The organism is Vibrio sp. 1731 (genome assembly GCF_033339955.1).
GTDB lineage: Bacteria > Pseudomonadota > Gammaproteobacteria > Enterobacterales > Vibrionaceae > Vibrio > Vibrio alginolyticus.
Genome location: NZ_JAWOVO010000010.1, coordinates 84,361 through 107,930, shown reverse-complemented (window position 1 = coordinate 107,930; position 23,570 = coordinate 84,361). Strand labels below are relative to the sequence as shown.

General features: G+C 44.7%; 24 protein-coding genes and 1 tRNA gene. 14 read left to right on the top strand and 11 right to left on the bottom strand.

Going from position 1 to position 23,570, the window contains the following annotated elements:
* Window positions 1-17: 17 nt before the first annotated feature.
* The 3 genes from R7035_RS13745 to argS all read right to left on the bottom strand — a co-directional run bounded on the left by R7035_RS13745 (window position 18) and on the right by argS (window position 2,956).
* A complete protein-coding gene (locus tag R7035_RS13745; protein WP_042523163.1) occupies window positions 18-539 on the bottom strand; it encodes a YqhA family protein in 522 nt (173 codons plus the stop codon).
* Window positions 540-689: 150 nt separating this feature from the next.
* A complete protein-coding gene (locus R7035_RS13740; protein WP_005382194.1) occupies window positions 690-1,118 on the bottom strand; it encodes an HIT family protein in 429 nt (142 codons plus the stop codon).
* A 104-nt stretch (window positions 1,119-1,222) separates the two neighbouring features.
* On the bottom strand, window positions 1,223-2,956 hold the full coding sequence (gene argS / locus R7035_RS13735; RefSeq protein WP_005388349.1) for an arginine--tRNA ligase: 1,734 nt from the start codon (window positions 2,954-2,956) through the stop codon (window positions 1,223-1,225).
* A gap of 220 nt (window positions 2,957-3,176) precedes the next feature.
* On the opposite strand from argS, the gene R7035_RS13730 reads away from it, so the two are divergent.
* Window positions 3,177-3,773 carry a VOC family protein gene (locus R7035_RS13730; RefSeq protein WP_250654264.1) on the top strand — a complete coding sequence of 199 codons (597 nt, stop codon included), beginning with the start codon at window positions 3,177-3,179 and terminating at the stop codon, window positions 3,771-3,773.
* 72 nt (window positions 3,774-3,845) lie between these two features.
* Here R7035_RS13730 and R7035_RS13725 read toward each other — a convergent pair whose 3' ends face one another.
* From R7035_RS13725 to purU, 4 genes are all read right to left on the bottom strand, one after another.
* Window positions 3,846-4,214 (bottom strand): hypothetical protein, encoded by a 369-nt coding sequence (locus tag R7035_RS13725; protein ID WP_017819944.1) that lies wholly within the window; start codon window positions 4,212-4,214, stop codon window positions 3,846-3,848.
* Between the two features lie 4 nt (window positions 4,215-4,218).
* Window positions 4,219-4,353 carry a GlyGly-CTERM sorting domain-containing protein gene (locus tag R7035_RS13720; RefSeq protein ID WP_262651954.1) on the bottom strand — a complete coding sequence of 45 codons (135 nt, stop codon included), beginning with the start codon at window positions 4,351-4,353 and terminating at the stop codon, window positions 4,219-4,221.
* Complete coding sequence (locus R7035_RS13715; RefSeq protein WP_262651953.1) at window positions 4,334-5,857, bottom strand: S1 family peptidase; 1,524 nt, start codon at window positions 5,855-5,857, stop codon at window positions 4,334-4,336. Before R7035_RS13715 ends, R7035_RS13720 begins: the two co-directional genes overlap by 20 nt.
* A 206-nt stretch (window positions 5,858-6,063) precedes the next feature.
* Window positions 6,064-6,897, bottom strand: a complete 834-nt coding sequence (purU, locus tag R7035_RS13710) for a formyltetrahydrofolate deformylase (RefSeq protein WP_005382206.1) — start codon at window positions 6,895-6,897, stop codon at window positions 6,064-6,066.
* Between the two features lie 218 nt (window positions 6,898-7,115).
* Between purU and R7035_RS13705 the strand changes: the two genes are divergently transcribed.
* From R7035_RS13705 to rnd, 7 genes are all read left to right on the top strand, one after another.
* Window positions 7,116-9,056, top strand: a complete 1,941-nt coding sequence (locus R7035_RS13705; protein WP_005382210.1) for an ATP-dependent DNA helicase — start codon at window positions 7,116-7,118, stop codon at window positions 9,054-9,056.
* Between the two features lie 29 nt (window positions 9,057-9,085).
* On the top strand, window positions 9,086-9,787 hold the full coding sequence (tsaB, locus tag R7035_RS13700) for a tRNA (adenosine(37)-N6)-threonylcarbamoyltransferase complex dimerization subunit type 1 TsaB (RefSeq protein WP_033906910.1): 702 nt from the start codon (window positions 9,086-9,088) through the stop codon (window positions 9,785-9,787).
* Window positions 9,788-9,847: 60 nt separating this feature from the next.
* Window positions 9,848-10,153, top strand: coding sequence for a hypothetical protein (locus R7035_RS13695; RefSeq protein ID WP_047102883.1), 306 nt, complete (start codon window positions 9,848-9,850; stop codon window positions 10,151-10,153).
* A 41-nt stretch (window positions 10,154-10,194) separates the two neighbouring features.
* Window positions 10,195-10,752, top strand: a complete 558-nt coding sequence (locus R7035_RS13690) for a Slp family lipoprotein (protein ID WP_262651952.1) — start codon at window positions 10,195-10,197, stop codon at window positions 10,750-10,752.
* A 6-nt stretch (window positions 10,753-10,758) separates the two neighbouring features.
* Window positions 10,759-11,613 (top strand): alpha/beta fold hydrolase, encoded by an 855-nt coding sequence (locus R7035_RS13685; RefSeq protein WP_005382215.1) that lies wholly within the window; start codon window positions 10,759-10,761, stop codon window positions 11,611-11,613.
* Window positions 11,614-11,719: 106 nt separating this feature from the next.
* On the top strand, window positions 11,720-13,411 hold the full coding sequence (fadD, locus tag R7035_RS13680; protein ID WP_005382216.1) for a long-chain-fatty-acid--CoA ligase FadD: 1,692 nt from the start codon (window positions 11,720-11,722) through the stop codon (window positions 13,409-13,411).
* A 78-nt stretch (window positions 13,412-13,489) separates the two neighbouring features.
* A complete protein-coding gene (rnd, locus tag R7035_RS13675; RefSeq protein ID WP_318146164.1) occupies window positions 13,490-14,608 on the top strand; it encodes a ribonuclease D in 1,119 nt (372 codons plus the stop codon).
* A gap of 77 nt (window positions 14,609-14,685) precedes the next feature.
* Here rnd and minE read toward each other — a convergent pair whose 3' ends face one another.
* From minE to minC, 3 genes are read right to left on the bottom strand one after another with little or no spacing between them, the layout of a single operon-like run.
* Window positions 14,686-14,949: a cell division topological specificity factor MinE gene (gene minE / locus R7035_RS13670; protein ID WP_005388332.1), complete on the bottom strand. Its 264-nt coding sequence runs from the start codon at window positions 14,947-14,949 to the stop codon at window positions 14,686-14,688.
* Window positions 14,950-14,951: 2 nt separating this feature from the next.
* Window positions 14,952-15,764 (bottom strand): septum site-determining protein MinD, encoded by an 813-nt coding sequence (gene minD, locus R7035_RS13665; protein WP_005388331.1) that lies wholly within the window; start codon window positions 15,762-15,764, stop codon window positions 14,952-14,954.
* Between the two features lie 17 nt (window positions 15,765-15,781).
* Complete coding sequence (gene minC / locus R7035_RS13660) at window positions 15,782-16,444, bottom strand: septum site-determining protein MinC (protein WP_005382304.1); 663 nt, start codon at window positions 16,442-16,444, stop codon at window positions 15,782-15,784.
* Between the two features lie 197 nt (window positions 16,445-16,641).
* Here minC and R7035_RS13655 point away from each other — a divergent pair, with 197 nt between their 5' ends.
* From R7035_RS13655 to R7035_RS13640, 4 genes are all read left to right on the top strand, one after another.
* Window positions 16,642-16,923: a YcgL domain-containing protein gene (locus R7035_RS13655; RefSeq protein WP_005382303.1), complete on the top strand. Its 282-nt coding sequence runs from the start codon at window positions 16,642-16,644 to the stop codon at window positions 16,921-16,923.
* 48 nt (window positions 16,924-16,971) lie between these two features.
* Window positions 16,972-17,943, top strand: coding sequence for a lytic transglycosylase domain-containing protein (locus tag R7035_RS13650; RefSeq protein ID WP_005388330.1), 972 nt, complete (start codon window positions 16,972-16,974; stop codon window positions 17,941-17,943).
* Window positions 17,944-18,031: 88 nt separating this feature from the next.
* Window positions 18,032-18,976 carry a LysR family transcriptional regulator gene (locus tag R7035_RS13645; RefSeq protein ID WP_017634801.1) on the top strand — a complete coding sequence of 315 codons (945 nt, stop codon included), beginning with the start codon at window positions 18,032-18,034 and terminating at the stop codon, window positions 18,974-18,976.
* A 257-nt stretch (window positions 18,977-19,233) separates the two neighbouring features.
* Window positions 19,234-20,433, top strand: coding sequence for a NupC/NupG family nucleoside CNT transporter (locus R7035_RS13640; protein ID WP_005382298.1), 1,200 nt, complete (start codon window positions 19,234-19,236; stop codon window positions 20,431-20,433).
* A gap of 67 nt (window positions 20,434-20,500) precedes the next feature.
* Here the strand turns inward: R7035_RS13640 and folD are convergent, their stop codons facing one another.
* The gene (folD, locus tag R7035_RS13635; RefSeq protein ID WP_005382297.1) at window positions 20,501-21,361 is read right to left on the bottom strand and encodes a bifunctional methylenetetrahydrofolate dehydrogenase/methenyltetrahydrofolate cyclohydrolase FolD; all 861 of its coding nucleotides are present in this window, start codon (window positions 21,359-21,361) and stop codon (window positions 20,501-20,503) included.
* A gap of 203 nt (window positions 21,362-21,564) precedes the next feature.
* Between folD and R7035_RS13630 the strand changes: the two genes are divergently transcribed.
* Together R7035_RS13630 and R7035_RS13625 are read left to right on the top strand one after the other, a co-directional pair.
* Window positions 21,565-21,641: transfer RNA gene (locus R7035_RS13630), tRNA-Arg, on the top strand.
* 163 nt (window positions 21,642-21,804) lie between these two features.
* Entirely contained in the window at window positions 21,805-23,496 is a 1,692-nt protein-coding gene (locus R7035_RS13625; RefSeq protein ID WP_132936501.1) for a class I SAM-dependent methyltransferase, read from the top strand.
* Window positions 23,497-23,570: the final 74 nt, after the last annotated feature.

The following is a 23,570-nucleotide window of genomic DNA, read 5'->3' as shown; positions in this document are numbered from 1 at the left end:
TTGTGAATACAGCGAAATTAATGTTCTTCAGAGTGTTTAGTCGCGCCTAACCCTAGGAACTTTAAACCAAGACTTAAAACTAAAATCGAAATAGGTAATGTTAAGATCGTCCAATCTAAGCTGTCGAAGTTAATCAGCACGAGCTCTAAGAACTTCACAAACAAGATCACGATGATGACTTCAGCCAAAATGTTTTTTAGATGGCCGATGTTTGGGGTTCTGATCCAATGCAAAACCGACTGCTCTTGTGTTTTCGCTTTAGCTTTGTTGGAAATAAATAGTGTGTAGATGCCGTGAGCAAAGATGAACAAAACTAGTGCGACAAGAAACGTATCCAGTGACTTGATCAAATAAGCGATCGCGATGTCTGCTTTATCTAAATGTGCGAGTGCTTCTGGAGGTGTTTGATTGAGAATGAAGACCGCAAATGCCGAATAGGTTTTTGCTGCACCCATAAGAAAAAGCAAGAATGAAGCAGCCATAGAACAGATAATGGCGATCCAGCTGACGTATCGGAATGTGTTGAAGACTTGTTTCATGATGACCCTCTCTAACTGAGCTGGTAGTCTAAACAAGTTTTATTTTAGTGATAATCCCGGAAAAATGAGAAAGATTGTTACAAATACGTATTAATCTTTCTCTGTCTATTTCAGCCGTATTCAAAGGCGAATTATTTTCGCTAGCAGTGCTTATGCTTTTTGGAAAATAGAGCTCAGTGACAGCACATTTTTAATGCGACCAAGCAATTCGTTTTGCTCTTCTTCTGTACGGAATTCACCTTTGGTGTTCCCCCAAACCGGTCCCGGCCATGCTACGTCATCTTTGAAGCGAGCAATATGGTGAATGTGCAGCTGTGGCACCATATTACCTAGTGCGCCAAGGTTTAGCTTGTCTGGACGGAATGTTGCTTCCAGTGCTTGGCTTACCGCTTGAGACTCTAGCAAAAACTGTTGCTGTTCTTGCATTGGCAAGTGGTGAAGCTCTTTTAGGTTTGCACGTTTAGGTACCAAAATAACCCATGGCACGGCATTGTCTTTATGCAGAAGTGCCACACACAGTGGGAAGTGACCGATAACGGTAGTGTCTTTTGCCAATTGAGGGTGCAGTTCAAAACTCATTATATTATCCGATTTGAATTGAATGACATCAGTATACGCCAGATAAAACAAAAGGTTGACGCTTTCACGCCAACCTTTCTAAATCGTCTCGATTCTAGAATCGCTTACATACGCTCTAGAGTATCGATACCTAGTAGAGACAGACCTTGCTTGATGGTCTTCGCTGTTAGCGCTGCTAGTTTCAGACGGCTTTGTTTCACAGCTTCGTCTTCAGCAACTAGGATAGGGCACGCTTCGTAGAAACTAGAGAACTGACCTGCTAGTTCGAATAGGTAGCTACACATGATGTGCGGTTGGCCTTCGCGAGCGACAGATTGAACCGCTTCTTCGAACTGCATAAGTTTAGCAATAAGTGCTTTCTCTTTCTCATCAGTGATTTTGATGTCACCTTGGAGAGCGTCCATAGCAACACCAGCTTTAGCGAAAATAGAAGCTACGCGAGTGTATGCATATTGCATGTATGGTGCTGTGTTACCTTCAAACGCTAACATGTTGTCCCAATCGAACACGTAGTCAGTCGTACGGTGTTTAGATAAGTCAGAGTATTTAACCGCTGCCATTGCAACTGTTTTAGAGATCTTCTCTTTTTCTTCCGCATCTAGTTCAGGGTTTTTAGATTCGATCAGTTGTGCTGCACGAACTTCTGCTTCATCTAGAAGGTCGGCAAGACGAACGGTACCACCCGCACGAGTCTTGAATGGCTTACCATCTTTACCAAGCATCATGCCGAACGCGTGGTGCTCAAGAGATACTGACTCAGGTACGTAGCCTGCTTTACGAACAATTGTCCAAGCTTGCATTAGGTGCTGGTGTTGACGTGAGTCGATGAAGTAAAGCACACGGTCTGCGCTTAGCTCTTCATAACGATATTTTGCACATGCGATGTCTGTTGTTGTGTATAGGAAACCGCCATCGCGTTTTTGAACGATAACGCCCATTGGTTCGCCATCTTTGTTCTTGTATTCATCTAGGAATACAACTTGCGCGCCATCATCTTCAACGGCAAGACCTTGTTCTTTTAGGTCTGCAACGATCTTAGGAAGCATGTCGTTGTACATGCTCTCGCCCATTACGTCGTCACGAGTCAGTGACACGTTTAGACGGTCGTAGTTGCGCTGGTTTTGGATCATGGTTACATCAACGAGTTTTTTCCACATTTCTGCACAGTACTCGTCACCGCTTTGCAGTTTCACAACGTAGTTTCGCGCCTTTACTGCGAAGTCTTCATCTTCATCGTACAGCTTTTTCGATTCGCGGTAGAAGCCTTCAAGGTCCGCAAGTTCCATAGAAACTTCGCCAGACTCTTGTTGTACACGTTCAAGGTTTGCGATAAGCATACCGAACTGAGTACCCCAGTCGCCGATGTGGTTCGCACGGATCACTTTGTGACCTAGGAACTCAAGAGTACGTACTACCGCATCACCGATGATGGTTGAACGTAGGTGACCAACGTGCATTTCTTTAGCAACGTTTGGTGCAGAGTAGTCAGCAACGATAGTTTGAGCTTCGTCTGCCGCAACGCCAAGACGTGAATCAGCCAGTGCTGCTTCCGCTTGTTTTGCTAGGAACTCTTCGCTTAGGAAAATGTTGATGAAACCAGGACCAGCGATTTCTGTCTTGCTCGCAATACCATCTAGGTCTAGAACATCCAGTACTTTCTGTGCAAATTCTCGTGGGTTAGTACCCAGTTTTTTAGCAACGCCCATTACGCCGTTTGCTTGGTAGTCACCAAATTGTGGCTTTGCTGATTGGCGTACTGCCGCAGGACTGCCTGCAGGTGCGCCAGCGGCTTCTAGAGCCTGAGATACTTTGTCATTAATAAGTGCTTGGATATTCACACGCGTTTCCTTCAATTCAAGGACGAAGAACTCGGCGAAATAAGTGCCGAGTTCTGTTGGAGTTCACAAAAATGGGGCTAATGATAACAACTTTATTGCTTTTCATACAGAGAGGAATTGGGGAAATTTATACTTTTTCGATTGAATGGAAATGTGGCTTAGTTTGCGTTTACTATTGCGCTCAGAGTAATGAGATAAATCGCCCCATAAGAGAGCCACAATGACGACTCAACTAGTTGAAAAACGCCTAGCGCCTAAATTGATGATCCAAGATCTGGATGAATTTATGGCGAAGATTGAAGAGCTTGCATCCCTGTTAAAACTGGATCTGAGCTTTGCTCAAGCTGACCATATTGCGCTGCGAATTAATGATACTGAAACAGCAAAAGCCGCGCATGAAGCATGGAATCAATACGGTAAGGTGATTTCACAAGCGAAAATCAACGGTCGTCCAATCATCGTTATCGAATTCGACAAAGCGTTGGAAAGCCGTGGTTGGAAGATTGAGTGTCTGGAACTGCCATACCCTGCGGAAGGCAAAATCTACCCAAATGAAAGCTGGGAACATGTGGAGTTTGTGATTCCGTCTCATGCCGAAACTGCAGACGAGTTTCTTGCTGATTTGAAACACACTTACCCAGCGTTTGGCGCGCGTTTTAATGAGTTGGAAGAGCTAGGTGTGAAGATCAAACTGTCGAGCCCGAAAGGGGATGGCGAACGCTTGAATAACCCAACAGTGGCGTTTAAGTACCAAGGCATTTGTATCAAACTGCACCCGCATTCACTTAAGCGTATTGTGGAGTCTGAGCAGGCGTAAAACGCTAGGGTGAGAATTGCTGAGTTGCGATAGGCAAAAAGGGAGCCGAGGCTCCCTTTCGTAAGCGAATCACTATTTAGCCAGTGACTTGCTTTTTGGGTTGGTAATGGAAAGTTTTTTGCCTTTCAACTCTTCATCTAAAGGCAGTGTAAAAGTTTTGGCAAACGGCATTCGTTTACAATGATCCGCCTTGTCTCTAACGATAGTAATAAGAGCTTCTGTCTGTGAGCTTTGCTCTATTTTTAGGCTAAAGTCCTCGTTTTCACTGCAGCCGTTAGACTCTGTGATAAATGAAATTTGACTCTCACTTGTCCTATAAGTCTCTACCATCATTGCTTGGTGCTCAGACGTCTGGTTTGTTTGCAGTCCTGCGTTTGCTGAACATGCAGTTAAACTGATAGTGCCCAAACCAAGTAGGAATATCTTGAGTCTATGTTTCATCTCGTTACCTTTTTTTGCGTCGTACGAATGAACCTGCAGCCATTAACACCAGTAGGCCAATAGATAAACTGCCGCCTGAACTAGACTTTTTATTAACGTCGTTACCAGCATCGCCCGTATTATCTGTGCTGACTGACATAATCTGTGCTGACTGACATATTTATGTTGCGAACAAATGCTTGCGCGCTGTAAATGCCACTTGAAAACGGGTGTTGGACGTATTCAAACGTTATCGTATTAGATGCTTTGTAAAGATCGATCTGGATCTCTTTATAATCGAGGAGTTGGTTGGTGCTATCGTAAATTTCACCATTAACTAAGATGAACAAGTAATCAAAACCATCGGACATTACTTTGAGATCCATGGTAAGTTTGCCCTTCGGAAGATCGGTCAAAACCAGCTCAGATACACCAGGATAAGCTCCCATATCCGCTGATTGCAGTTCACCATTTTCAGCCGTCCAAGCGTTTTGACCAGTATAAACATTTGCGTCTGCTAGCGGAATGGCATTACGCACTGATCTGCTTGCTTTATCTACACCTGAATACTCGAAAGTTGTTGTGAGTCTGGACAGTTTCGGATGATCGGTAAAGAGCTCTATCGTTGTTTCTGATCCCGAATAGCTAGGTTGGTAGCCGACGGTAATTTGACAGCTTTGCGAAGGCTTTAAGGTACCAGTACAAGTGCTTTTCTCGATGGTACTTCCGTATGATATTGTGCTTTGGTAGATGTTGAATGGGATAGTATCGTCATTACGAATAGTAAAGGTCTCTTGCTGCGCTTTTCGCTCAACGAAACGAAGATCTCGGTACTTAGTGAAGCTGATAGTATTGCGATGGCTATCTATCCATCCATTGTGTTGAAAATGAGCGACGTTGGCGTAAACACCATAAGCGTTTGGTTGAGCACATCCATCCCCCCAGCTGACCACGCCTAGCAATTTGTTGATACCGTTATCATCAACGATGAGTGGACCGCCGCTATCTCCTTGGCAGCTATCTTTACCTCCCCAATAGTATCCGGCGCAAATACCGTCATCTGATACATTAGAGTAGTTTCCTGGTAGGTTTTGGCAGGTAGCTCGATCTACGTATTCCAAATCTACTTGTTGTAAAACGGTTGGGTATATTCGGTCTGTCGTGGACGTATTTCCCCATCCAGCCACGTGCAACTTGTCTCCTACGCGTACGCTATCTAAAAGTTCTGGCGTTGCCAGGTCAATAGTTGCGCTATCGATATTGCGTTCTAATTCAATAAGAGCGATGTCATTGTTCGTTGTTATGTTGTTATATTCATCATGTGAATAGATATTTTTAATGGCGATGCGCTGTGCTTGAGACTCTCTGTTTTTGTCATAAAGACCAAGAACGATATCCAGATCGTCCGCATTAAGACCTTCCACACAGTGCGCAGCAGTTAATACGTATTTTCCACCTAGGAAACTGCCACCACAAAAGTGACCAATAGATGTAGGTTGTCCTTTACGTACCAGTGAAGCAATAAATTTCCAGTCGGAAGTGTTGGCAGGTTCGCCGCCGATAATGCGAGTGGATACATCATTCTGAACAGGCTCAAGAGTATCTGCGATTGTGGTTGCTGGTAAAGTCAGCCCAATCAGAAAAGCCACTAACGTTTTTTTCATTTTAATTCCGTAATATTAACGTGGTTTATTATAAGGAGGGCAAATGATAAACGGAATCATTCTCTCAGTAAATAGTTGTGGAGAAATGAAAAATTATAACGTATCGGTTTAACTTTGATGGTTAGAATTGGAGGGGGGATCTTCTGAAAAGATGAAACCCGCCAAGTTGGACGGGTTTCACTATCGTTGTAACTAGTACGGAGGGATTACAGGATCACTGTCTTATTCCCATAAACAAAGACGTGGTCATTGATCACTTTATTCAAAGCCTTACTCAATACGTTCTTCTCTACATCGCGTCCCGCTTGCGCCATATCTTGGGCATTGAATGTATGGTCGACAGGAATTACGTCTTGCTTGATGATCGGCCCTTCATCTAAATCATTAGTCACGAAGTGTGCTGTTGCACCGATGATTTTCACACCGCGATCGTAAGCTTGTTGATATGGCTTCGCGCCAATAAAAGCAGGTAAGAAGCTGTGATGAATATTAATGATTTTGTGGTGATATTTCTCAACAAACGTCGGCGTTAATACGCGCATGTATTTAGCTAGCACCAAAAAGTCAGCATCGTATTGATCGATCACTTCTAGCATCTTCTGCTCGTGTTCTTCACGGCTAAGGTTTTCATGGGTCACGTGGTGGTAAGGAATGTCGAAGCGCTCAGTGAGAGTTTGCAGTTTGTCGTAATTCCCCACCACAGCGGCGATCTCAACATCTAGGCTTCCATCGTAGGTTTTCATCAGAATATCGCCTAAACAATGCGCTTCTTTTGTGACGAGAATGACGATGCGCTTACGGCGAGAGCCAACCAATTTACGCTTAGCACCTTGCGGGAGAGCTTGGTCCAAGTCGGCAAGAAACGTTTGATCGTTGAAGTATCCCTCTAGCTCCGTTCTCATGAAAAAGTGGCCACTGGTATTATCAACAAATTCGTTATTGTGAACGATGTTGAGTTGGTGCTTGTAACAGATATTAGTAATTTTCGAGATGAGACCCGGGGCGTCAGAACAGTGGGTCAACAGTGTTTTCTTTTCCATAAATCAGGTACTTCCATGCATTAATATTTTAGCGTACGAATTTGTTATTATTCCCTGGCGGGTGTAACTGTACTGCCATGTTTCACCATAAATAATCTATTCTTACTTTGGTTTCAACAAAATATCCGCGTGTCGCCGCAAGCTGGTCAGATTGTGGGCTGATGTCACTCCTATTCCTCTGATATACTCTCGATAATTTTTCAAACTCAATACCAAGCATGATCGCAAAAACTTTTTCCTCTGATGGCGCGTTAGGTAAGGCCATTCCTGGCTTTCAAGCTCGTCAGCCACAAATCGATATGGCGGAAGCCGTCAGCAGTGCGATCAAAGATCAAACCCAGTTGGTGGTGGAGGCAGGAACCGGAACCGGTAAGACCTTCGCATACCTAGTCCCTGCGCTGTTGAGCGGTAAAAAAGTGATCATCAGTACAGGCTCGAAAAACTTGCAAGAGCAGTTGTACCATCGTGACTTACCGCTCATGGTCAATGCGCTTGGTTTTTATGGCCAAGTGGCGTTATTAAAAGGGCGCTCTAATTATCTGTGTTTGGATCGTTTGAGCCGCCAAATGGTCGAAAGCCACACTAATGAATCTGACCCGACGTTATTAACTCAACTGGTTAAAGTGCGTGCTTGGTCATCAGAAACCAAAACAGGTGACCTTGGGGATTGTGATGATCTGCCAGAAGACAGCATGATCATTCCGACCATCACCTCAACCAATGATAACTGTTTAGGTAAAGAATGTCCGAGCTACACTGATTGCTTTGTATTGAAAGCGCGTAAGCGAGCCATGGATTCCGACATTGTTGTAGTGAACCATCACTTGTTTCTTGCTGATTTAGCGATTAAAGAAACAGGATTTGGTGAACTGATTCCAGAAGCCGATGTGTTTATTTTTGATGAAGCTCATCAGTTGCCAGATATTGCGAGCGAATATTTCGGCCAGTCAGTTTCAAGCCGCCAAATTCACGATCTTGCCAAAGACATTGAAATAGCCTATCGCACCGAAGCCAAAGATATGCGTCAATTGCAAAAAGTGGGCGACAAACTCATGCAAAGCGCAATGGACATGCGGATTGTATTGGGTGAGCCAGGCTTTCGTGGCAACTGGCGTGAGGCGTTGCAATCAGGTTCTATTAAGCGAGAATTATTGCGCTTAACTGACAGCCTCGAATTGGCGATTGATGTACTCAAAATAGCCTTAGGGCGCAGTCAATTACTGGATACCGCCTTTGAACGAGCCAATTTGATCAAAGGCCGCATCGACCGCGTCTGTGATGTCGATATTACCGGTTACTCATACTGGTACGATACCTCGCCTCGTCATTTCGCTCTGCACATTACGCCTCTTTCTGTCGCGGACAAGTTCCATGAGCAAATAGAGATTAAACAAGGCGCGTGGATTTTCACGTCAGCAACCCTAGCCGTATCGGGCGACTTCAAGCACTTTACTGAGCGCCTTGGCCTCAAGCCTACAAAGCAATTTTCTCTGCCGTCCCCCTTTGATTATCAAAAACAAGCGCGCCTTTGTGTGCCAAGGTATTTGCCAGAGCCAAACAGTAACGGCTTAGCGGATAAGTTAGTCCGAATGCTTGCTCCGGTGATTGAAGAAAATGATGGTCGCTGCTTCTTTTTATGTACCTCGCACAGCATGATGCGTGAACTAGGTGAGAAGTTCCGAGAAGTACTTGAGCTGCCTGTGTTAATGCAAGGGGAGATGAGTAAGCAGAAAACCTTGGCGGAGTTTATGGAACTGGGTAACGCTTTACTCGTGGCGACGGGCGCTTTCTGGGAAGGGATTGATGTTAGAGGTGATGCGCTGAGCTGTGTTATTATCGACAAATTACCGTTTACCGCCCCTGACGATCCGTTACTCAAAGCCCGTATCGAGGATTGTCGATTACGTGGCGGTGAACCATTTGCTGAAGTACAAATCCCGGATGCAGTGATTACGTTAAAGCAGGGAGTAGGGCGATTAATTCGAGATCAGAAGGATCACGGTGCGTTGATCATTTGTGATAATCGCCTCGTCACGCGAGACTATGGTGGTATTTTCCTCGGAAGCCTACCACCTATCCCAAGGACGCGAGACTTAGATGGAATCAAAGCATTCCTGAAAGCAGAACAATCTGTCACAGACGCAAGTGCTGAGGCATAACCCAATAAATGAAAGTTGTAGAGAGTTAAATGAGCGCAAAAATTCTTGCTATCGATACAGCGACTGAAAACTGTTCAGTTGCGTTGTTGGCTAATGATCAAGTGATTTCACGTAGCGCGGTTGCACCACGCGATCACACCAAAAAAGTACTGCCAATGGTTGATGAAGTACTCAAAGAAGCTGGCCTGACTCTACAAGAGCTGGATGCGTTAGCGTTTGGACGTGGTCCAGGTAGCTTTACTGGCGTTCGTATCGGTATTGGTATCGCACAAGGTTTGGCGTTCGGTGCTGACTTACCTATGATCGGCGTTTCAACGCTAGCTGCAATGGCTCAAGGTAGCTATCGCTTACATGGTGTGACCGATGTCGCTGTGGCCATTGATGCACGTATGGGTGAAGTTTACTGGGCACGTTACACTCGCCAAGCAAACGGTGAGTGGGCAGAGATGGATGCAGAGTGCGTAATTCCACCAGCACGTCTCGTTGAAGAAGCACAAGCAGACGACAAAACGTGGACGACAGCAGGTACTGGTTGGGATGCTTACCAAGAAGTATTAGCAGACCTACCGTTTAATTTGACGCATGGTGACGTTCTGTACCCTGATTCACAAGACATTGTGATTCTTGCTGAACAAGAATTTAAAAAGGGTAACACCGTGCCGGTCGAAGATTCGAGCCCTGTTTATTTACGTGATAATGTGACATGGAAAAAACTTCCTGGTCGCGAATAGTCCGTTTTTCATTAACCTGACAAAAAGCAGGGCGTTTGCCCTGTATTTTTATGGAGTGCTATGGCGTCGATTAATGGCTTGCCTCCTTCTTTGATTCCCGGTGCAAATCGCACTAATAAAGCCAGTCAAAAGAAGCAGGTAAATAAATCACAAACAAAGCAGCCTGTAGGTCAGCCTTCAAAGGTTGCTAACGCCGTGGCGCACTCCATAAAACACGTGGATGAGTCCCAAATTCACCGAGCTCAAGTGCAATATGACCTTCCTGAAGGGGGCGCACGTAAAGCAATGGAACAGTACATGGATGTCATGAATCGAGCTAAAAAAGAGGAACTGGCTCAATTACTTGGTGTCGATATTTACGTGTGAGATCTCCCCAGCTTGGGGTTACAAATATTGAAAGGTGGTTTATGAAGGTTTTTGGACGGTTCTTTCTCGCATTATTTGCTACGGTTGGTTTGTCTGCGTGTAGCTCGTTGCCAGAGGAGCTAAATGCAAGCACAGAATTGGTCGTTACAGACTATAAAGCTTTTGCTGAGTCTCAGGGGCAAGTGAGTGAAGATGTTCGCCTTGGTGGAATCATCGCTAAAGTGGATAACTTTAAAGATAAAACGCGTCTAGAGATTGTAAACCTTCCTATCAGTAAGTCTGGTAAACCTGATATTGATGAAGAGCCTACGGGGCGTTTTGTCGCCTATTTTGATGGCTATTTAGAGCCTGTCGCCTTTAGTGAAGGCCGTTTGGTGACGTTTGTAGGCAAAGGAGTAGGGGAAGAAGAAGGAAAGATCGGTGAGCACGGTTACATCTTCCCGGTAATAAAGGGGGAAGGGTACCGTTTATGGAAAATTGAAGAACGTGTACGCATGTATGACTCGCCAACCTACTTTTACCCATGTTACTCGATTAACTGCCGCATGTGGCGTAATGATTTCCCACAAGACGGTAAAGTGATAAAACAGGTCAAATAATCTGCGATGCATGAGCGTCAATTCGAGCTTCCTGCCGGCAAAATGGCAGCCCTTGAGATAGGGAACGAGAAAACGGCTGACTTGTCAGTCGTTTTTCTTCATGGGTGGTTAGATAATGCGGGCAGCTTTAAAGCGCTCATGGAGCAGTTGAATCAACTTAATCCTCACTTACACCTCCTCGCCATCGATCATTTTGGTCACGGTTTATCGAGTCATAAATCTCACGATAATTATTACCCCTTTCACGACTATATTGCCGATTTGTATCAGTTTTTGGACGAATTATCACCAAACAGACTGATATTAGTAGGGCATTCACTTGGTGCTTTAATCGCAAGTTGCTATAGTGCAGCGTTTCCAGAGCAGGTCGAAGCTCTTGTGCAAATTGAGGGAGCAGGACCTCTTCATGAGGATCCTACTAACAGTTTGCCTCGTCTTCGCGATGGCGTTTTAAGTCGAATAAGACAGCAAAACAAGCCAGAGCGAGCCATTGCCTCCTTCGATCTGGCGTTAAAATTACGCATGCAAGCCAACCAATTAACCGCTGAGCAGCTTCTACCGATAGTAGAGCGTGGAACAGAGCAGCGAGGAGATAAATGGTATTGGCGGCATGACGCCAAGTTAAAATGTGCGTCGCTTTACCGAATGGCGCAAGCGCATGCTAACTCGATTACCAGCCAAATACGTTGTCCTCATTTGATTGTATTAGGCGATCAAGGATTTCAGAATTTACCATCTAACCAAGCTGATTGGGGAGAGAACCCACCGCAAGTGGTTTCTGTCAAGGGTGGTCATCACTGTCATTTAGAGCAAATACTCGAGGTCGCAACGCGAATTCTTGGTGTAGTTAACAAAATTTAAACAAGTGTTTGAGAGTTGCGTGCTCAAGCACGTTCGCTGTGCTGTAATAGCTTTCAAAATAAAAAGGACGCTATTTTTTAGCCAGTTATAAACGAGGAGTAACATCGTGGATAAACCATGGCTTTCACGTTATCCAAGTGACGTACCTGAAACCATTAATCCAGAGCAATATGAGTCTTTGGTAGAAATGTTTGAACAGTCTGTACAAAAATATGCAGACCAACCAGCATTCATGAACATGGGCTCGGTTATGACCTTCCGTAAATTGGAAGAGCGTAGTCGCGCATTCGCAGCGTATCTGCAAAACGAGTTAAAACTGCAAAAGGGTGACCGCGTCGCTCTGATGATGCCAAACCTACTGCAATACCCAGTGGCGTTGTTTGGTATTTTGCGTGCAGGTTGTATCGCCGTAAACGTTAACCCACTTTACACTCCTCGTGAACTTGAACACCAATTGAATGACTCAGGTGCGACGACGATTGTGATTGTGTCTAACTTTGCGAACACGCTAGAACAAATCGTCGATAAAACACCAGTCAAACACGTAGTGTTAACCAGTCTTGGTCAAATGCTGCCACGAGCGAAAGGTACGATTGTCGATTTTGTCGTGAAGTACGTTAAGGGCATGGTGCCTAAGTACGATTTACCTGGTGCAATCTCAATGCGTCAGGCTCTACGTAAAGGTCGTCGTCTACAATACGTTAAACCGTTTATGTCTGGGGATGACATTGCATTCCTGCAATATACGGGGGGGACGACAGGTGTCGCGAAAGGCGCGATTCTGACTCACCGCAACATGATTGCGAACGTTCTACAGGCAAAAGGCGCGTACGGACCGGTTTTATCTCCGGGGCGTGAATTAGTCGTGACAGCATTACCGCTGTATCACGTATTTGCTCTTACCGTAAACTGTCTGCTGTTTGTTGAAATGGGTGGTCGTAACTTACTTATTACCAACCCTAGAGATATTCCAGGGTTCGTGAAAGAGCTACAAAAGCATCCGTTTACTGCGATTACGGGCGTGAATACCTTATTTAATGCATTGGTCAATAATGAAGATTTCCATGAGTTGGATTTCAGTAATCTACGTTTAGCCGTTGGCGGCGGCATGGCAGTGCAGCGCTCAGTGGCAGAAAGATGGCAAAAGACCACGGGTTGCTATTTGCTCGAAGGTTACGGTCTAACAGAGTGTTCTCCGTTGGTGGCGGCATATCCGCATGATCTTGTTGAATACAATGGCTCTATTGGTCTGCCGGTACCATCAACAGAAGTTCGTATCGTGGACGAAGAAGGTAACGCTCTTGCGAATACTGAAACTGGTGAACTTCAAGTTCGTGGTCCTCAGGTTATGCAAGGTTACTGGCAACGACCTGAAGCAACGAAAGATACGATTAACGAAGACGGCTGGCTATCAACCGGCGACATCGTTAAGTTCGATGACGAAGGCTTCCTGCATATCGTTGACCGTAAGAAAGACATGATCTTAGTATCAGGCTTTAATGTTTACCCGAACGAAATCGAAGACGTTGTAGCACTTCACGGCAAAGTACTTGAAGTTGCTGCTATTGGTCAGCCGCATGAAGTGTCTGGTGAATTAGTGAAGATTTATGTCGTGAAACGCGATCCGAGCTTGACCAAAGACGAAGTGATCGCGCATTGTCGAGAACACTTAACTGGCTACAAAGTTCCGAAGTTGGTTGAGTTCCGCGAAGACTTACCTAAAACCAATGTCGGTAAGATCTTGCGTCGTGTTTTACGCGAAGAGAATGACGCTGAACTTGCGAAGAAAAGCGCATAAGCCGATTTCGTCGAGTCGAGAGATTTAAAAAATGATAGAATGCCAGCGTTTTGCTGGCATTTTTATAGCGAGAAGTATGTGAACTATCAAATTATTACTAAAAACAAAGACCTAGAAGAGGTTTGCACTCATGCCCGAGAGGCAGACGTAGTGATGCTGGATACCGAATTCGTTCGTATTCGCACTTTCTACCCGCAGTTAGGTCTGATTCAGCTTTTCGATGGTAATCGCCTCTCGCTGATTGATCCGACTGAATTAACGGATATGACGCCGTTTGTAGCGCTATTAAAAGATACTTCTGTGCTAAAAGTGCTGCACGCATGTGGTGAAGATTTAGAAGTTTTCCAAAACGCTTTTGGTTGTACACCATTCCCTATGGTGGATACGCAGCTGATGGCCGCTTTTCTCGGTCACGGCCTATCGACAGGCTTCGCATCGCTGGTGGAAGAATATTTAAGCGTAGAGCTCGACAAAAGTGAATCACGTACCGACTGGATGGCTCGTCCACTGACACAAAAGCAATTAGATTATGCTGCCGCAGATGTTCATTACTTGTTACCGTTATACGAAAAGCTGTTCGATAAGGTGACGCAAGCAGGTTGGTGGGAAGCTTTACAGCAAGAAAGTGATTTACTCGTTTCGAAACGTATTCGCGTAACCAATGAAGAGAATGCCTACCTTGATATTAAGGGCGCTTGGCAATTAAAACCTTCTGAGCTGGCGATTTTAAAGCCATTGGCGACGTGGCGTTATCGTGAAGCAATCAAACGAGATTTAGCGCTGAACTTTATCTTCAAAGAAGGTGATCTATTAACGGTCGCTCGTCTTGGTTTAACGAACTTTAAGAAGATGGAAGCAGAAGATATTGATATCCGAGCGATTAACCGCCATGGCGCGAAGATTGCCGCGATTGTTAAACAAGCGAAGCAAACACCTTCTGAAGAGTATCCTGCGAAAATTGAGCGTTTAATGGACTATCCGGGTTACAAGCAGGTCTTCAAAAATATGAAAGACTTGGTGAAATCGGCTTCGCAGAAGTCAGGTTTAGCCACGGAGTTCCTTGCCTCTAAAAAGCAGATCAATCAGTTGATCAGTTGGGTTTGGAAAAAAGATCGTGACCCAGAAGTATTGCCTGATTTGATGCAAGGGTGGCGTTTGGATTTACTCGGCGACAAGATGAACAAAGCATTAAAGTAATGAAAGATGAAAAAGGTTGGCCTCGATGCCAACCTTTTTCGTTCTAATTAGAGCATTCGTCTTGCGAGAGAAACTGATTACTTTTCTTCGTCTGGTAGCTTCACATTCAGCTCAAGAACTGAGATATCGTCGTCTTTGTGCTCAAATGTTAAGTCAACCATATTTGGATCAATTGCCACGTACTTGCTGATCACCTTCAAGATGTCTTCTTTTAATTGAGGCAAGTAAGACGGCGCAGGATCATTTTGGCTGCGGCGCTCTGCGACAATGATTTGCAAACGCTCTTTAGCTAGATTCGCAGAAGTTTTCTTCTGTGGACGGAAAAATTCTAATAATGACATGTCTAGCCTCCAAAGAGTCGTTTAAAGAGTCCTTTCTTCTCCTCAGTAAGGAAACGAAATTCAACCTGATTGCCTAATAAGCGATCAACGGTGTCAGAATAAGCCATACCCGCATCGGTGTTATCGTCAAAAGTGACTGGCACACCTTTGTTTGACGCGTTAAGCACGGCTTGGCTTTCTGGAATCACGCCCAGTAGTGGAATATGTAAGATCTCCTCTACGTCTTCAACGCTTAGCATTTCGCCTTGAGTGACGCGAGATGGGTTGTAGCGAGTCAGTAACAGATGCTGTTTTACTGGCTCTAGCCCTTGTTCTGCACGCAGTGACTTAGAATCTAAAATACCGAGAATGCGGTCAGAGTCACGTACAGAAGAGACTTCTGGGTTCGTTGTGACAATGGCTTCATCGGCATAGTACAAGGCCATTAACGCGCCTTGCTCGATACCTGCTGGTGAATCACAAATAATGAAATCAAAGCCCATTTCATCAAGTTCGCCGAATACGCGCTGAACACCATCTTTTGTCAGTGCGTCTTTATCACGAGTTTGAGAAGCAGGAAGAATAAATAGGTTGTCCGTGCGCTTATCTTTGATCAGCGCTTGGTTTAATGTCGCTTCACCGTTAATGACGTTTACAAAGTCATACACGACGCGGCGCTCACAGCCCATGATTAGATCGAGGTTACGCAAACCGATGTCAAAATCGATCACCGCGGTCTTTTTCCCCTTAAGAGCTAGACCAGAGGCGATGGCTGCGCTTGAAGTGGTTTTACCAACGCCACCTTTACCAGACGTTACTACAATAATGCGTGCCATTTTTTTTCCTTTTTAGATTAAATCGCGAGAACTTCTAAATGTAATGATTCATCGGCTTTACTGATCATTACTTTCTTTTGCCAGTACTCGCTTTCAATTTGATCGCTTAACCAGTAGTCACCCGCAATGGATACCAGTTCTGCTTGTAAATCGTGGCAAATAATACGCGCTTCCTGCTGACCACTTGCTCCTGCAATCGCACGACCTCGAAGTGTGCCATGGATATGAATAGAGCCGTCAGCAATGACTTCAGCACCTGCACTTACGTGCGCTAGCACCACCAAATCACCATCTTTTGCGTAGATCTGTTGTCCTGAGCGGACAGGCGTACGAACTACTTTCGTTGGTGCCATTTTGGCAGGTGCTTGGCTTGGCGATTTGCTCGCCGACATAATGGCGAAGCCAGCTTCGGAAGCAAGGTTTTGTACACGCTTGTCTTTACAGCCCGTTACACCGACCGGAATAAAACCGGCATCTGAGATGCCTTGTTTAAGCTTAGGGAAATCAATGTCGCCTTGTACTTTTGCTATATTGATTACCAAAGGCGCGGATGCAAAAAAAGAAGGTGCTTGAGAAACTTTTTCTTGCAAAAATTCGACAGTCTTTGCGATCTCATTGTCAGAAAGGTGTAAAACTGACAATGTAAAACTGCTACCTTTAAGGTCTGGTGAATGGGTCATCGTGGACTTCTTGCCTTTATTGAAAGAGCGTTGCCTTAAACTAGGTATGTCATGTTATATTTCATCCTTTGACGCAGCAAGTTCTCTCGTGGGCAAATAGGTGAATTAATCTCAAATTTGCTATTAAGTTTGCGAGAATTTGACGTTTACAACCTAATCCGCACTCAACGCGGCTAAATCAGCATAAAAGGCGTGTCATGCTTTGTTCTATTTATAAAAGCTCGAAAAAAGAAGGTACTTATCTCTATATTCCGAAAAAGGATGATTTTTCACAGGTTCCTGACACCTTAATGCAGATGTTCGGTAAGCCTATCGCTGTCATGACGATTAAACTTGATGGCCGTAAATTGGCACAAGTTGATATCGAAAAAGTGAAGGCTTCATTACAAAATGATGGCTTCTTTCTTCAGGTTCCACCGCCGCCGGAGAACCTATTAGAAAAGTACAAAGAACAAAAAGCCCAGCAGAAAGGCGAATAACGTCATCGTTTTTCATCTGGGATTTCTGCCTTGCTCAAGGAGGGCAATATGAAAAAAATACTGGCTACCATGCTTAGCGTTGGTATGTGTACCTCGGCTTTTGCAAGTAGCGAGGGTTTTGATGAATACTTGAATAAGCTGCGTGCTGAAGCTCGTGATAAAGGTATCTCAGAGCAGGTCATTAGTGCTGCTTTTGCTAATGTTGAGTACAAGCCCCGAGCAGTAAAAGCGGACCGAAACCAACCAGAAAAGAAACTGACATTGGATGAGTACATTCCTCGCGCGGTGCCTGAATGGAAGGTGAAGCAAGCCAGACAACTCTACAAAGAGCATTACACCGAGCTAAAGCGTATAGGCGATGAGTACGGTGTCCACCCGCGCTTTATTGTGGCACTTTGGGGAGTTGAAAGTAACTTCGGTAAGTTTACCGGCAACTTTAAAGTGATTGATGCACTATCCACAATGGCATTTGAAGGCCGTCGTGAAGAGTTTTTCCGTAAAGAGACTATGTCGGCACTTCAGATCCTCGATCAAGGCCATATTGAGCTAGAGAACTTTAAAGGCTCATGGGCTGGTGCGATGGGTCAATGCCAGTTTATGCCAAGCTCTTTCCTTCGTTTTGCTGCTGACGGCAACGGTGATGGTAAAAAAGACATATGGCAATCTGAAGCGGACGTGTTTGCATCAACCGCTAACTATTTGAGCAAGTCTGGTTGGGATGATAAATATACTTGGGGTCGCCAAGTTAAGGTTCCTAAAAATATTGATCGCAGTCTAGAAGGGCGCACGGCTGAAAAAGGCAAATACCTTCAAGAGTGGAGCCAATTAGGTATCACAAAATATGACGGTAGCCCGTTGCCAAAACTGGATGAAGACATCAAAGCATGGTTGATCATGCCGGACGACGAGAATGGTCGTACGTATCTGGTTTACAATAACTACAACGTATTGATGAAGTGGAACCGCTCTTACTACTTCGCACTTGCTGTGAGTCACTTGGCTGATCGCATTAAATACTGATCTGCCATCAAACAATTTGGCATCCAGTCTTCAATACAAGGGCTCTTCGGAGCCCTTTGTTTTTTCTATAACCAAATCGAGGTAAAGCGTGTTATCTGAACGTGCCGCACAAATGGTGATTTTCTCCGCTCTTCTTAAACACAAAAGCTTCACAGCTGCTGCAAAGAGCTTAGGCGTGTCGGTGTCTCATGTGAGTAAACAGTTGAGTCAGTTAGAAGCGTCTCTTGGTATCAAGCTTGTTCAACGCACTACGCGAAGCTTTACGCCGACTGAGGCAGGGAAAACCTTTTTTCATCACTGTGAGCAAGTGGTACAAGCGGTGAGCAGCGCCACATTAGAGATGGAAACCCAGCGGGATGAAGTGGCAGGTTTGGTACGTCTTGGGTTGTCGCAATCATTTGGTACCTTACACATCATCCCAGCGATTCAAGAGTTACGCGAACTGTATCCTCAACTTCAAGTGGAAGTACATCTGTTTGACTATAAGGTCGATATGTTAGCCGAAGGGCTCGATTTATGGGTAACCAACAATGAGCATTTGCCTGAAGGTTACATTGCGCAGCGTTTGACGGATTGCCAGTTTGTTGTTGCGGCATCGCCAGATTACTTATTGAAACATGACACGCCAACAGAACCTGATGACCTATCTGCTCACAACTGCCTCATATACAGAAGCTGGGAGCGTGACTATACGGGGTGGGCGTTTACCAAAGATCAGCAAGAATTGAATGTAAAAGTTTCGGGTAACTATTCAGTGGATCTGGCAGAAGCCGTCCGGGATGCTGCTATTGCAGGTTGGGGTATTGCCTACCTTGCCACTTACTTGCTGGGTGATGAGTTCAGAACGGGTAAGTTAATACAGCTGTTACCTGACTGGAAAGCCAGCCAGTCGATGCCGTTTTATGCGGTATACCCAAGCCGCCAACATATGCCAAAAAAAATATCCGCAGTGATTAACTTTATCAAACAGAAGATCGGCAACCCTTGTCATTGGGACCAACGTTTAGCACCTTACATCTCTATTCCTAAATAACAGGATCAATGACGTTGTAGAACGACACATAAGGTGATTCACTTCACAAAAATTTTTCCTGAACCAGAAACATATTTTCCATATGGAAATAATTAAAATAAGCAAACGTTTATCTTTAATAAATTCAATTGGTTATTTTGTTGGTCAGTTATTGGTCGCTTAAACTTTTCACACTGTTAACATCCTCAACTTGCAGCATTTTGAGTCCGCTATACAATCCGGTGCCTTCCATATCCCCCTTCTGTCGGATTCATTTTATGAACTCAATTATTGGTATCGTAGCCATACTATTCCTAGCATGGCTACTTTCTACAAATAGAAAAAATATAAAGCTGAGAACAGTGTCGTTTGCGTTTGCTTTGCAGGTACTGTTTGCGTTGTTGGTTTTATATGTACCAGCAGGACGAGATGCGCTGAATTCAGTGAGCAGTGTTGTGTCGAATTTGATCAACTATGGTCAAGAGGGCATTGCGTTTTTATTCGGTAATTTGGCGACAGGGGGCTTCACCTTTGCGATCAATGTTCTGGGTATCATCGTTTTCTTCTCCTCTCTTATCTCAGGTCTTTATCACATTGGTGTGATGCCAAAAATCATTAACTTTATCGGTGGTGGTATTCAAAAGCTGCTAGGTATCGGTCGTGCTGAGTCTTTGTCTGCTACGGCGAATATCTTTGTTGGCACCATTGAAGCACCATTAATGGTAAAGCCTTACCTAAAACACATGACTGACTCGCAGTTCTTTGCAGTTATGACAGGTGGTTTAGCGTCAGTTGCTGGCGGAACGTTGGTTGGTTACGCATCACTGGGTGTCGATCTCAACTATCTTATTGCTGCTGCATTTATGTCAGCACCTGCCGGCTTGTTGATGGCAAAAATTTTAATGCCAGAAGATACGGATAAAGCAGCAGATATCGACATTAGCCAAGTTGAAATTCCACGTGCAACCAACGTAGTAGAAGCATTAGCCGATGGTGCCATGGCGGGTGTACGCATTGCTGTATCGGTCGGTGGTACGTTACTGGCGTTTATTAGTGTCATTGCAATGCTAAACGGCATGTTAGGCTGGATAGGTGATCTGATTGGGACACCATTAAGTTTTGAGCTCATCCTAGGTTTTGTGTTTGCGCCAGTCGCTTGGTTGTTGGGTATACCATGGCAAGAAGCAACCACAGCAGGCTCGCTGATTGGTAACAAGATTGTGGTGAATGAGTTCGTCGCTTTCATCCAGCTTGCAGAAGTGAAGTCTCAACTTAGTGAACACTCACAAGCAATCGTGACGTTTGCTTTGTGTGGCTTTGCAAATATCTCAAGCATGGCGATGCTGATTGGTGGGTTGGGCTCTTTGGTACCAGAAAAGCGTGCATTTGTTTCTAAGCATGGTTTCCGTGCGATTATCGCTGGTGTCATGGCGAACTTAATGAGCGCTTCTATTGCGGGCGTGATTTTAAGTCTGTAATTGAAATAGATATCAACAATTAGCAAAAAGGCTCCTTGCGGAGCCTTTTTCGTATCTGAAATTTACGTTATTTGTCTGTGTGGAACTGTTCGCAAGCGAGCATCGTGTTCTCAATTAAACTTGCGACGGTCATTGGGCCAACGCCACCAGGAACAGGAGTAATAAAGCTCGCACTTTCACGTGCTTTGTCGTATTCCACGTCGCCAACTAGTTTGCCTGAATCAAGACGGTTAATACCGACATCGACCACCACTGCGCCTTTTTTAATCCACTCACCAGGGATGAAGTTAGGCTTACCAACCGCAACCACGACAACGTCAGCTTGACGCACATGACTCTCTAGGTCTTTGGTAAAACGGTGACATGTTGTTGTTGTGCAGCCCGCAAGCAGCAGCTCAAGTGTCATTGGACGACCAACAATGTTTGATGCGCCAACCACAACCGCATGTTTACCACGTAGCTCAATGTTGTAACGGTCGAGTAGGGTAATGATGCCCTTTGGCGTGCAAGAGCGAAGCTTTGGAATGCGTTGCGCAAGACGGCCAACGTTATAAGGGTGGAAGCCATCCACGTCCTTCTCTGGGTGAATGCGCTCTAAAACATGTGTTGTGTCTATGCCCGCAGGAAGGGGTAATTGCACTAGAATGCCGTCAATTTCATCATCGTTGTTTAATTCATCAATCAGAGCTAGTAACTCTTCTTCTGAGCTAGACGCAGGAAGGTCAAAAGACTTAGAAACAAACCCAACTTCTTCACATGCACGGCGTTTGCTACCGACATAAACCTGAGAAGCAGGATCTTCACCAACTAGAACCACTGCTAAACCAGGAGCACGTAGCCCAGCTTCAACACGTGCTTTAACACGTGCAGCCACTTCGGATCGAACAGTTTGGGAAATGAGAGTTCCGTCTATATTTTGAGCAGTCATGACTTTCCTTATAAATTAAGAAGGCAGATTATCTGCGGCGCATTGTCGCAGAATTTCTTATTAACATCCATACGCAAACGTTTGCTTTGTGGTGTTTTTGAACATTAAGCGTTTTAATGGACTTTTTTTAGGCATTCAGATCAGAATGTTATGAAAACCCGTTGATTTACCCGTTTGAACTCGTATAATCCTGTCCCTGTAGCGCGCCCTTAGCTCAGCTGGATAGAGCACGTCCCTTCTAAGGATGTGGTCATTGGTTCGAATCCAATAGGGCGTGCCATTTATTCAAAAGCCTCGATAACTCTTTGAGTTGTCGGGGCTTTGTCGTTTTTAGGTTTTTGGCTGTAATTGCCACTCTATCTACAACTTTTGAATGGCATTCTAGCCATTGCAATTTCTAGCAATTAATATGGACGCATATTAATTACCTTTCGTTAACCTTTATGCCTGCCACTTCTAACTTTTATGACCGACACGCCGACTCTTTCGCGAAGCAATACACATCGATCCAGTTTGAGGATGTCCACGCGAGTTGGAGAGTCTTCTGGCCCCAGGCTGGAGATCGTGTGTTAGATGTTGGCGCGGGCTCTGGTCGAGACGCGAAATGGATGGCTGAGCATGGGTGTGAAGTTGTTGCGATCGAGCCTGCTCAAGCACTTCTAAGGCTTGGTAAGTCTTACTGTGGCGATTCCGTTACTTGGCTTGAAGATGCATTACCTAAGCTTGAGAAAACCATTAATCTTGGCTTTCGCTTCGATTTAATTCTTGTCAGTGCGGTATGGATGCATCTTGCGCCTACGCACCGTGAACGTGCATTTCGCAAACTTGCAAATTTGTTAGCGCCTAATGGTCGATTGGTGATTAGCCTTCGTCACGGTGACTTTTCTGACGGTCGTAAAGCTTATCCCGTATCGGTTGAAGAGCTCGAAAAGTTTGCAAAGAATAGCGCTTTAATGGTGAGAAACGTATCTCTCGATGACGATCAGTTAAAGCGAACGGGTGTATCTTGGCAAACTGTAGTGATGTCTTTGCCTGATGATGGTTCCGGTGATCTGAATAAGGTTCGCCACATTATCGTCAATGATTCCAAATCGGCTACCTATAAGCTCGCACTACTACGTACTTTACTACGTATTGCAGACGCTCATTCTGGTGCAGTGGTTGATCGCAGCGAAGGTAAAGTTGCAATCCCATTAGGATTAGTTGGCTTATATTGGATTCGTCAATTTAAGCGTTTAATCGATAAAGAGAACATCCAGCAAGGCTCGAACTCGTCTAAAGGGCTAGGTTTTATAAAGCCCGATGGCTGGGGCAGACTTTCCCATTTAAGTCCTGATGATCTTGCTATAGGCACGACATTTTTTGGTGAAGATGCAGTGGCGCTTGATAAAGCGATAAAAGACAGCTTAAAAACCATAAAAGATGGTCCCGTCACTTTTACCTATCAAGGTGATAAATCAAACCCTTACTTTGAAATGATTCGTTCAGCTAAGAAGCCAAAACGTTCAATTGTTGTGGATAGCGAGTTCCTCGAAGGTTATGGGCTGTTTGTGTTGGATGAAAGCCTTTGGGATTGTTTTCGATTGTATAACTCTTGGATTGAGCCGCTGGTGGTCAACCAATGGATTATGGAAATGCAACGATTTCGGTCTAATCAAGAGCGGGGTATTCCACTGCAAACGTATCATGATTGTTTGGTCTGGATTGATAAAGACCATGATACGCGAGTCGTGCGAAAGAGAATTGAACAGTTGAAGCTCAGCCATTGCGACATTGTCAGTGTATGGAGTGGAAGCAAATTACGAAATGAGTATCACGTTGATCACTGTTTGCCATTTGCTTATTGGCCCAACAATGATAAGTGGAACTTACTACCAACATCTAAGGTTGAAAACCTAAACAAGCGTGATCGTATTCCTGCTAGCTATCGATTAAACGCATCCAAGCCGCGAATTTTGGATTGGTGGCAGTTAGCTTGGGGAGAGACGGATAATTTGAGTCGGACGTTTTTTACCGAGGCTTCATTGTCGCTACCTAATGTGCCTGCATCTTGTCAAGATTTTGAGCATGTCTTTGAAGCGATGGGATTACAAATTCGTGGTGTTAAAAGTCGCCTTTGTATCGCGGAATGGTAATGTCTTGTTTGCCGTTACAGCGTGATATATGAACCTGATAGGCAACCAACAAAAAAGCGCTGGTTAACCAGCGC

Excerpts from the sequence above, each read along its gene's own strand:
- R7035_RS13745 (WP_042523163.1), bottom strand. The coding sequence starts at position 539 with ATGAAACAAGTCTTCAACACATTCCGATACGTCAGCTGGATCGCCATT.
- R7035_RS13740 (WP_005382194.1), bottom strand. The coding sequence starts at position 1,118 with ATGAGTTTTGAACTGCACCCTCAATTGGCAAAAGACACTACCGTTATC.
- R7035_RS13730 (WP_250654264.1), top strand. The coding sequence starts at position 3,177 with ATGACGACTCAACTAGTTGAAAAACGCCTAGCGCCTAAATTGATGATC.
- R7035_RS13725 (WP_017819944.1), bottom strand. The coding sequence starts at position 4,214 with ATGAAACATAGACTCAAGATATTCCTACTTGGTTTGGGCACTATCAGT.
- R7035_RS13720 (WP_262651954.1), bottom strand. The coding sequence starts at position 4,353 with ATGTCAGTCAGCACAGATAATACGGGCGATGCTGGTAACGACGTTAAT.
- R7035_RS13715 (WP_262651953.1), bottom strand. The coding sequence starts at position 5,857 with ATGAAAAAAACGTTAGTGGCTTTTCTGATTGGGCTGACTTTACCAGCA.
- purU (WP_005382206.1), bottom strand. The coding sequence starts at position 6,897 with ATGGAAAAGAAAACACTGTTGACCCACTGTTCTGACGCCCCGGGTCTC.
- R7035_RS13705 (WP_005382210.1), top strand. The coding sequence starts at position 7,116 with ATGATCGCAAAAACTTTTTCCTCTGATGGCGCGTTAGGTAAGGCCATT.
- tsaB (WP_033906910.1), top strand. The coding sequence starts at position 9,086 with ATGAGCGCAAAAATTCTTGCTATCGATACAGCGACTGAAAACTGTTCA.
- R7035_RS13695 (WP_047102883.1), top strand. The coding sequence starts at position 9,848 with ATGGCGTCGATTAATGGCTTGCCTCCTTCTTTGATTCCCGGTGCAAAT.
- R7035_RS13690 (WP_262651952.1), top strand. The coding sequence starts at position 10,195 with ATGAAGGTTTTTGGACGGTTCTTTCTCGCATTATTTGCTACGGTTGGT.
- R7035_RS13685 (WP_005382215.1), top strand. The coding sequence starts at position 10,759 with ATGCATGAGCGTCAATTCGAGCTTCCTGCCGGCAAAATGGCAGCCCTT.
- minE (WP_005388332.1), bottom strand. The coding sequence starts at position 14,949 with ATGTCATTATTAGAATTTTTCCGTCCACAGAAGAAAACTTCTGCGAAT.
- minD (WP_005388331.1), bottom strand. The coding sequence starts at position 15,764 with ATGGCACGCATTATTGTAGTAACGTCTGGTAAAGGTGGCGTTGGTAAA.
- minC (WP_005382304.1), bottom strand. The coding sequence starts at position 16,444 with ATGACCCATTCACCAGACCTTAAAGGTAGCAGTTTTACATTGTCAGTT.
- R7035_RS13655 (WP_005382303.1), top strand. The coding sequence starts at position 16,642 with ATGCTTTGTTCTATTTATAAAAGCTCGAAAAAAGAAGGTACTTATCTC.
- R7035_RS13650 (WP_005388330.1), top strand. The coding sequence starts at position 16,972 with ATGAAAAAAATACTGGCTACCATGCTTAGCGTTGGTATGTGTACCTCG.
- R7035_RS13640 (WP_005382298.1), top strand. The coding sequence starts at position 19,234 with ATGAACTCAATTATTGGTATCGTAGCCATACTATTCCTAGCATGGCTA.
- folD (WP_005382297.1), bottom strand. The coding sequence starts at position 21,361 with ATGACTGCTCAAAATATAGACGGAACTCTCATTTCCCAAACTGTTCGA.
- R7035_RS13625 (WP_132936501.1), top strand. The coding sequence starts at position 21,805 with ATGCCTGCCACTTCTAACTTTTATGACCGACACGCCGACTCTTTCGCG.